Origin of the sequence: Streptomyces barringtoniae (assembly GCF_020819595.1) — a bacterium.
Classification (GTDB): Bacteria; Actinomycetota; Actinomycetes; order Streptomycetales; family Streptomycetaceae; genus Streptomyces; species Streptomyces barringtoniae.
The window spans coordinates 61,739-69,507 of the sequence record NZ_JAJHNP010000032.1; the positions used below are offsets into that span (position 1 = coordinate 61,739).

The window sequence follows — 7,769 nt, forward strand, 5'->3', positions numbered from 1 at the left end:
CTGCCGGGCCGGATATCCGTCCGCCCGGCTCCGTGGTCCGGACGGACGCGCCTTACGGCCGGACGCGCCCTCCGGGGGAAGGGCGTCAGCGGAAGACGTCGTCGGGCTCGTCCCAGTCCGCCGGCTCCTGCGGGACCCGCGCCGCCCGGGACCGGGCCTGGTACATCGCGTCGATCTCGGCGGCGTAGTGCCGCACTATGGCGTCACGGCGCAGCTTCAACGACGGCGTGAGCAGCCCGTTGTCCGCGGCGAACGGCTCCGGGAGCACCCGGTGGACCCGGATGGACTCCGCTCGGGAGACGGCGCTGTTGGCGGAGGCGACGGCCCGCGCGATCTCCTCCCGCAGCGCGTTCTCCTCACGTCTCTCCCGGGCCGGACTGTCGCCCTGCAGCGCCAGGGCGGCGCGCCAGTGCGCGAGGAAGTCCGGGTCCAGGGTGATCAGGGCGCCGACACAGGGCCGGTCGTCGCCGATCACGACCGCCTGGTGGACCAGCGGATGCATGCGCAGCCGCTGCTCCAGCGGGGCCGGGGCGACGCTGGTGCCGCCGCGGGTGACGATGACGTCCTTCTTGCGCCCGGTGATCGTCAGATAGCCCTCGGAGTCCAGCCGTCCGATGTCCCCGGTGGCCAGCCAGCCGCCGCGCAGCGCGGCCCGTGTCGCCGGCTCGTCGCCGACATAGCCCTGGAACACCGACGGACCGCGCACCAGGATCTCCCCGTCGTCGGCCACCTGGATGTCGGTGCCCGGCAGCGGCCGGCCGACCGTACCGGACTTCTCCCGGCCGAGCGGCTGCATGGTGATCCCGCCGGAGGACTCGGTGAGCCCGTACCCGTCGTGGACGAACATCCCGATGCCCTCGTAGAACAGGGTCAGTTCGCGGTTGAGCGAGGAACCGCCGGAGGAGCCGCGCACCACCCGCCCGCCGAGCGCCGCGCGCAGCCTGCGGTACACCGTCCGTTCGTACAGGGCGTGTTGCAGCCTCAGCTCGAACCCGGGACCCGGTCCGGTGCCCAGCCGGTGGCGCTCCTGTGCCTGGGCGAAGTCGCGCGCGGTCTGCGCGGCCCGCTCGAAGAGGGCACCCCGGCCCGCCTGCTCGGCCGCCTGCAGGAACTTCTTGTAGAGCTTCTCGAACACCGACGGCACGCCGTACAGATACGTCGGACGGAACGTGGTCAGTGCCGAGGCCAGCGACGCCCCGGTCGGCTCCGGCTCGTGCGCCATCAGGGCGCCGCCGCGCACACACACCAGCATGATCATGATGCCGTACACATGGGAGAACGGCAGAAACGCCAGCACGGACGGCTGCTCGCCCGGCGGAGCCGCGGTGTGCTTCCAGCCGGCCAGGTACGTGTCGCAGGGATAGGCGAGGCTCCGGTGGCTCAGGGCGCAGCCCTGGGGACGCCCGGACGTGCCGGAGGTGTACACGACCGCCGCCGTGGCGTCCGGCAGCACGATCCGGCGCAGCGACTCCACCGTGGTGTACGGCACGACCGTGCCCCGCCCGACGAGTTCGGGCAGCGCGCCCGCGTCCAGCTGCCAGACGTGGCGCAGCCGCGGCAGCCTGGCGCACACCGTGCCGACGGTCATGACGCCCTGCTCGTCCTCCACGACCACGGCCACACAGCCGGCGTCCCGCAGGATCCACTCGACCTGGTCCCGCGAGGAGGCCGGATGGATCGGCACGACCTCGGCGCCCACGGACCACAGCGCATGACAGAACACCGTCCACTCGTAGCGGGTGCGGGACATCAGGGCCACCCGGTGGCCGGGGGAGATCCCGGCGGCGACCAGCCCCTTGGCCAGGTCGACCACCTCGTCGCGCAGCTCGACGGCCGTCACCTCGTGCCACACGGTGGCGGCGGAGTCCACGCGGTGCGCGAGCACCGGCAGGGTGGGACTGCGCTCCGCGGTCTCGAAGACGCTGTCGGCGAGGCCGCCGGTGAGCGGCGGGGCAACGGCGGGAGCGAGGGCGACGTCGCGCATGCGCTGCTCCTGGATGTACAGAGGGTCACACCGCCGATCGGCTCGGTGTCGGCGGTGCTCGAATGTAGCCCAGCGGACCGCGTTCGGTGACGGGAACGGAGAAGTCGTGATCGGCTGATGATGTGGGCGTGTCCTGGGGACTCGGCAGACATGAGTCATGTGAACCCCGATCCGGAGCCCGAGCGGACCACCGGGCTGGAGCCCGGGGGTTCGGTACCGCCCGGCGAGACCCCGCCGGCCGAGAGCAGCATGCCCGCGGCCGGGCCCCAAGAGACGCACAACCCGACCCGCGGCTGGGCCGTGGCGCCGCTGACGCTGATCCTCATCGTCGTCGCCCTGGTCGCGGCGGGTTTCCTGGCGTACGCCGTGTCGCTGATGGTCTGAGCGGTTGCCCGGCCCCTGCCACCCGGGGCGTTCGGCCCCGGGTGCTCAGGCCTGGGTGTGCCGTACGCACTCGGTGACGACGCCCCGCAGGTCGCCGGCCCGCTCCAGCAGCCGGCGCTGCTGGAGCGCGCCGTTGCCGCGCCGCAGCAGCTCCGCCACGCCGTGCTCGGCTCGCTCGGCGTCACCGACGGCGTCGAGGGCGTCCCCGGTGTGCGCCAGCAGCGACCGCAGCACCTGCGCGGCAGGGCCCGGCCGCATGGTCGCCGGATCCAGCAGGTTCTCCTCCAGGCCGAACCGGGCGGCCTGCCAGTCGGCGAGCCGCAGCATGCTCACGCTGTGGCCGGGCGCCGGCCGGCCCGCCCGCCAGTGCCGTGCGGCCGTCTCCACGAGCGCGCGGGTCAGCGTCGCGATCAGGACGGCCGTGTCCGCGCCCAGGCACACGTCCGCCACCCGGACCTCCACGGTGGGATAGCGGGCGGACAGCCGGGCGTCGAAGTAGACCATCCTCTCGTCCAGCAGGGTGCCGGTGGCCACCATGTCCGCCACCCGCTGGTGATAGTGCTCGGCCGACACGAACGGCTCGGTCGGCCCGGCCGACGGCCAGCGGTTCCACACCCGGCTGCGGTAGCTGGCGTAGCTGGTGTCCATTCCCTGCCAGAACGGCGAGTTCGCGCTCATCGCGCGCAGTACCGGGAGCCACGGTCGGATCCGGTCGAGGACGGCGATGCCCTCCTCGTCGGACTCCACGCACACGTGCACATGGCAGCCGCACACCAGCTGCTCCCAGGTCGGTATCCCGTAGTGTTCGGCCAGCCACTGGTACCGCTCGTTCACGCTGAGGGAGGGGCTGACCGGCAGGGGAGAGGTGGCCAGCGCTGCGACCGCGCAGCCGAGTTCCCCGGCGTGCCGCGCCGCCTCCTTGCGGCAGCGCACGATCTCCTCGCCGAGGTCCGCCATGTTGGTCTGCGGATGCGTGGCGAACTCCAGCATCTGCCGGAACAGCTCCTTCTCGAAGACGTTCTGGCCCGGATCGTCATGGGCGAACCGGGCGAGGACGGCCGCCGCCAGCGCCTTCGGTTCGCCGCTGTCGGGGTCGACCAGAAGGAGCTCCTCCTCCACTCCCACGGTGCGCACGTGGTGCCACCCTTCCGAGTCCATGCCACGAGGGGCAGTCAAGGCTCTGTACGACCCCCGACTGCCCCTGGGCGGGCCGCCGACACCTGCGGTCTTCAGCGCCCCGGCGTCAGCCAGACCGTGGCGAGCGGTGGCAGCGTGAGCCTGAGGAACCCGTCCTCGGGCTTCAGCAGCCCCTCGTTGCCGACCCCGCTGCCGCCGAAGCGGACGTCGTCGGTGTTCAGCTCCTCCTGCCAGACCGGGACCTCGTCGGCGACCCACAGCCGGTACTCGTGCCGGACGACCGGGGAGAAGTTCGACACCGCGAGCAGCGGGGAGCCGTCGGCGGCGTAGCGCAGGAACGCGAAGACGTTGTCGTCCGCCGCGTCGCACAGCACCCACCGGAAACCGCCCGGGTCGGTGTCCCGCTGCCACAGCGCCGGCGTCGCCCGGTACACGGTGTTCAGATCCCGTACCAGATCCCGCACGCCCCGGTGGTCCCCGGCCGAGTGGTAGTCGTCGTCGAGCAGCCACCACTCGGGGCCGTCCGGCTCGGACCACTCCGCCCCCTGGGCGAACTCCTGCCCCATGAACAACAGCTGTTTGCCCGGATGGGCCCACATGAAGCCCAGATAGGCACGGTGGTTGGCCCGCCGCTGCCACCAGTCGCCCGGCATCTTCGACACCAGCGCCTGCTTGCCGTGCACCACCTCGTCGTGGGAGATCGGCAGCACATAGTTCTCGCTGTAGGCGTACACCATCGAGAAGGTCATCTCGTCGTGGTGGTACTTGCGGTGCACCGGCTCCTTCTGGATGTACTGGAGCGAGTCGTGCATCCAGCCCATGTTCCACTTCAGCCCGAAGCCGAGCCCGCCGCTGTCCGTCGGCCGGGTCACCCCGTCCCAGGCGGTGGACTCCTCGGCGATGGTCACCACGCCCGGGCAGCGCCGGTAGACGGTGGCGTTCATCTCCTGCAGGAAGGCGACGGCGTCCAGGTCCTCCCGGCCGCCGAACACGTTCGGCTGCCACTGGCCGGAGTCCCGCGAGTAGTCCAGGTAGAGCATCGAGGCGACGGCGTCCACCCGCAGCCCGTCGATGTGGAACTCCTGGCACCAGTACACCGCGTTGGCGACGAGGAAGTTGCGCACCTCGGTGCGTCCGTAGTCGAACTCGTACGTCCCCCAGTCCGGGTGCTCGGCGCGCGTCGCGTTCCCGGGCTCGTAGAGCGGATCCCCGTCGAACCGGGCCAGCGCCCAGTCGTCCTTCGGGAAGTGCGCCGGCACCCAGTCCATGATCACGCCGATGCCGGCCCGGTGCAGCGCGTCCACCAGGTGCTTGAAGTCGTCCGGGGCGCCCAGGCGCGGCGTCGGCGCGTAGTAGGAGGTGACCTGGTAGCCCCAGGAGCCGCTGAACGGGTACCCGGCGACCGGCATCAGCTCGACATGCGTGAAGCCCATCTCCCTGACATAGGCGGGGAGTTCCTTCGCCAGCTGCCGGTACGTCAACCCTGGCCGCCAGGACGGAAGGTGGACCTCGTAGACGGAGAACGGCGCCTGGTGCACGGGCGTGTCACCCCGGTGCGCCATCCACTCCGCGTCGCCCCACTCGTACCGCGAGACCGCGACGACCGACGCGGTGTCCGGCGGCGTCTCCGTGCACCGCGCCATCGGGTCGGCCTTGAGGAAGCGGTGGCCGTAGCGCGAGGTGATCTCGAACTTGTAGCGGGCCCCCTCGCCGATCCCGGGCAGGAACAGCTCCCACACCCCGGACGCGCCGAGCGACCGCATCGGGTACTGGGTGCCGTCCCAGTACGTGAAGTCCCCGGCCACCCGCACCCCTTGGGCGTTGGGCGCCCACACGGTGAAGCGGGTGCCGGTCACGCCCTGGTGCGTCATCGGCTCGGCGCCGAGCGCCTGCCAGAGCTGCTCGTGCCGCCCCTCCCGGATCAGATGCAGGTCCAGCTCGCCCAGGGCGGGCAGGAAGCGGTACGGGTCGTGCACCTCCTGCTCGGCGTCGTCGTAGGTCACCAGCAGCGTGTACGACGGGATCTCCGGGTACGGCAGGACGGCCGCGAACAGACCGTCGCCCTCGGAGCGCAGCGGGCTGCGCATCCCGTCGACCACCACGCTCACCGTGCGCGCGTTCGGGCGCAGGGCCCGGAACAGGATGCCGCCCGGGACCGGGTGGGCGCCGAGCAGGGCGTGCGGATCGTGATGGGCGCCGCCGAGCAGCCGGCCGCGATCGACCGGGTCGAGGGGCAGGGCCGGGGCCGGCGCGGGCCCGGCAGCCTCGGGGAGCGAGGTGTCGCGCAGAGCCATGACGTCATCCTCCCCACACGGCGAGCCGCTTGATCGCCGCCATCGGTACCGGCAGCCAGTCCGGCCGGTGTCTCGCCTCGTACAGCACCTCGTACACCGCCCTGTCCGTCTCGTGCGCGCGCAGCAGCGCGTGCTTCTTGCGTGGATCCCAGCCCGCGCGGGCCGCGTAGCCCGCGCAGAACGCCTCCCGGCAGCGGCGCGCCCATTCGGGTCGCCAGGGGCGGCGCTGCCGGGCCGCGTAGTCGAAGGAGCGCAGCATCCCCGCCACGTCCCGTACCGGGGACTGCGGGGCCTGCCGCTCGGCGAGCGGCCGGGACGGCTCGCCCTCGAAGTCGATGACGAACCAGTCACGGCCGGCCTGCAGCACCTGACCGAGGTGCAGATCGCCGTGGATGCGCTGGGCCGGCGGCCCGGAGTCGCAGGTGGCGAGCGCCCCGAACGCCGCCCGCAGCCCCGGTACGAAGGGCAGCAGCCCCGGTACGGCGTGCGCGGCCGCGTCCAGCCGTGCGCACATCGCCTCGGCCGTACGGCCGTTCTCGCCGCCCGGCCCGGCCGACGGAAAGGCCTCGGCGAGCGCGAGGTGCACCTCGGCCATGGCCCGGCCCAGCGCCCAGGACTCGGCGGTGAAGTCGTCACCCGCGGCGAGCGCGTGCAGCGCCAGCGTCCAGCCGTCGGTCGCGTCCGGCAGAAACGGCTGCAGCACGCCCAGCGTGGCCGGCTGCGGCGCCGTCGTACCGAACCAGGCCACCGGTGCCGGCACCCGGGTGCACCCCTGTGCGGCCAGCGCGGCCGTCACCTCCAGATCCGGGTTGACGCCCGGCTGGATCCGGCGGAAGACCTTCAGGATGTACGCGTCGCCGTACACGATCGAGGAGTTGGACTGCTCGGCGTCCAGCAGGCGCGGCGGCAGACCGCCGGGCACGTGGGCTGCCGGGTCGGCCCGGAAGCGCAGCGGGCCGGCCGCGCCGGGCTGCCGCAGCCGCTCCAGCAGCAGGCTTGCCGCGCGCGGGTCGTGCAGCGCGTCGTAGACCGCGAGCCCGGCGAACGGGCCTTCCTCGGCCCGCCCGATGTACGCCCGCTCCAGTCGCGGGGCGAGGTGCTCGCGCAGGCCGAGCAGCAGCTGGTAGCAGTCACCGGGCGGAGGAGTGCCGCCCGGCGTGGGCACGGGCGCGTGCGAGGCGTGCACCAGCAGATGCAGACATCCCGGGAACAGCTCGGTCAGGGAGAGCACCGACAGATCGGTGACGGGCCGGTCCTTGCCGGCGAACCAGCGTTGCCTGGGCAGCCATTGGCGCAGCAGCCCGCCGAGGGAGGCGAGGGGCCCGTCCGGGCCGCCCGCCGTTCTCGGTCGGACAGTGATGGTCTTCGGCATGGTGACGCGTCCTTTCCTCGGCGCCGGTCGTTCAGCGTCGGCGGCCGATGCGGGATGCGACTCGGGTGAGCCGGAACCAGTAGAAGCCGTGGCCTTGCAGGGTCAGCAGGTAGGGAAGTTCACCGATGGCGGGGAAGCGCACTCCGCCGATCAGCTCCACCGGATGCCGGCCGTCATAGGCCCGCAGGTCGAGTTCGGTGGGCTGCGCGAAGCGGGAGAAGTTGTTGACGCACAGCACGAGGTCGTCGCCGTACTCGCGCAGGAACGCCAGGACCGCCGGGTTCGAGGACTGCAGTTCCGTGAACGAGCCGAGTCCGAAGGCGGGGTTCTGCTTGCGGATCTCGATCATGCGGCGGGTCCAGTGCAGCAGCGACGACGGCGAGGACATCGACGCCTCGACGTTGGTGACCTGGTAGCCGTAGACCGGGTCCATGATCGTCGGCAGGTACAGGCGTCCGGGATCGGAGGTCGAGAAGCCGGCGTTGCGGTCGGGGGTCCACTGCATCGGGGTGCGCACGGCGTCGCGGTCGCCGAGCCAGATGTTGTCGCCCATGCCGATCTCGTCGCCGTAGTAGAGGATCGGTGAGCCGGGCAGCGC

The 7,769-nt window shown here is 72.2% G+C and carries 6 protein-coding genes; 1 reads left to right on the forward strand and 5 read right to left on the reverse strand.

Going from position 1 to position 7,769, the window contains the following annotated elements; translation table 11 throughout:
• Positions 1-85: 85 nt before the first annotated feature.
• Positions 86-1,984 (reverse strand): AMP-dependent synthetase/ligase, encoded by a 1,899-nt coding sequence (locus LMU33_RS38135; RefSeq protein WP_228626196.1) that lies wholly within the window; start codon positions 1,982-1,984, stop codon positions 86-88.
• 150 nt (positions 1,985-2,134) lie between these two features.
• Here LMU33_RS38135 and LMU33_RS38140 point away from each other — a divergent pair, with 150 nt between their 5' ends.
• A complete protein-coding gene (locus tag LMU33_RS38140; protein ID WP_228626199.1) occupies positions 2,135-2,368 on the forward strand; it encodes a DUF6480 family protein in 234 nt (77 codons plus the stop codon).
• Between the two features lie 45 nt (positions 2,369-2,413).
• Here LMU33_RS38140 and LMU33_RS38145 read toward each other — a convergent pair whose 3' ends face one another.
• The 4 genes from LMU33_RS38145 to LMU33_RS38160 all read right to left on the reverse strand — a co-directional run.
• Positions 2,414-3,502 (reverse strand): glutamate--cysteine ligase 2, encoded by a 1,089-nt coding sequence (locus LMU33_RS38145; RefSeq protein ID WP_228626201.1) that lies wholly within the window; start codon positions 3,500-3,502, stop codon positions 2,414-2,416.
• Positions 3,503-3,597: 95 nt separating this feature from the next.
• Entirely contained in the window at positions 3,598-5,799 is a 2,202-nt protein-coding gene (glgB, locus tag LMU33_RS38150; RefSeq protein WP_228626204.1) for a 1,4-alpha-glucan branching enzyme, read from the reverse strand.
• A gap of 4 nt (positions 5,800-5,803) precedes the next feature.
• Entirely contained in the window at positions 5,804-7,171 is a 1,368-nt protein-coding gene (locus tag LMU33_RS38155) for a maltokinase N-terminal cap-like domain-containing protein (protein WP_228626206.1), read from the reverse strand.
• Between the two features lie 31 nt (positions 7,172-7,202).
• Positions 7,203-7,769, reverse strand: a 567-nt coding sequence (locus tag LMU33_RS38160; protein ID WP_228626209.1) for an alpha-glucosidase C-terminal domain-containing protein, incomplete at its 5' end; no start/stop codon positions are given.